The organism is Thalassospira mesophila, from assembly GCF_002115755.1.
Taxonomy (GTDB): Bacteria; Pseudomonadota; Alphaproteobacteria; order Rhodospirillales; family Thalassospiraceae; genus Thalassospira; species Thalassospira mesophila.
On record NZ_JFKA01000051.1, the window covers coordinates 1 to 917 of the forward strand.

Sequence of the window (917 nt, forward strand, 5' to 3'; positions counted from 1 at the left end):
ACCCGCGTCACCGTCGAAATGCATTTGCGCAATTGCCGCCAGAAACTGAACGCCCGCACACGGGAACAGGCTGTTGTAACCGCCATCAAACGGGGCTTCATTACGCCCTGAACACGCTTTTCTTTATGGCCTGTTCCATGATCCTAAATCGCTTGCATCTGCCTTTTTGCTGACAACCTGGCAGATTTTACCTTATCAAAGTAAAATATCCGGCCGATCAAAAACCACAGGTTTTCATTTTCACCAGATTGACAATGGGCAGAAATGATCTCGAACCCGAATAACGATCTCTTTGATCTGTTAAACGCTCTTGATAACGCACAGGATGTGCCAACCGCCTGGCAGGCTGGCTTGCGTTTTTTCAGGAAATTCGGGGCCCGTCAGATCACCTATGGCTTTGAAAGACTGGATGGCAGCATTGTTTTTCTAACCACCCTACCCGATTGGTGGCTGAGCCATTACCAGGACAACAATTATGCCAGCTACGATCCGCTGATCGATATTGCCCGGGCCTATATTGCACCCAGAAAATTTGAAACGCCCTTCACCGATTTCCCCGTCACCCTTTCGCCCAAAGCGAGGCAGATACTCAATGAATTTGGCGAAACGGAATCTACTGCCGGGCTGGTCATTCCGGGAATGACACCCATGCCGCAGCAACTAAGCGCCCTGGCCATTTCCAACACAATGGACGCGGAAGAATTTTCAAAATTCTATCGCGGGAAGGAAACCGCCCTGATCCTGGCGGCTCATGCCGTACAACAGCGTTGCCAGGAACTTGATCATCAATTTACCCAAACAGACGTTCACCTGATGCTGCAGAGAATCACGCGTTACCCGCTTCTCAGCCCACGGGAACGCGAATGCCTGCTTTGGCTATGCAAAGGGATGCGCAATGACGCCATTGCCGACCGCAT

General features: G+C 50.9%; 1 protein-coding gene. It reads left to right on the forward strand.

All coding sequences use genetic code 11. The features are described 5' to 3' along the window. Window positions 1-264 precede the first annotated feature (264 nt). The coding region (locus TMES_RS21970; protein WP_143589778.1) for an autoinducer binding domain-containing protein at window positions 265-917 on the forward strand (653 nt) is incomplete at its 3' end.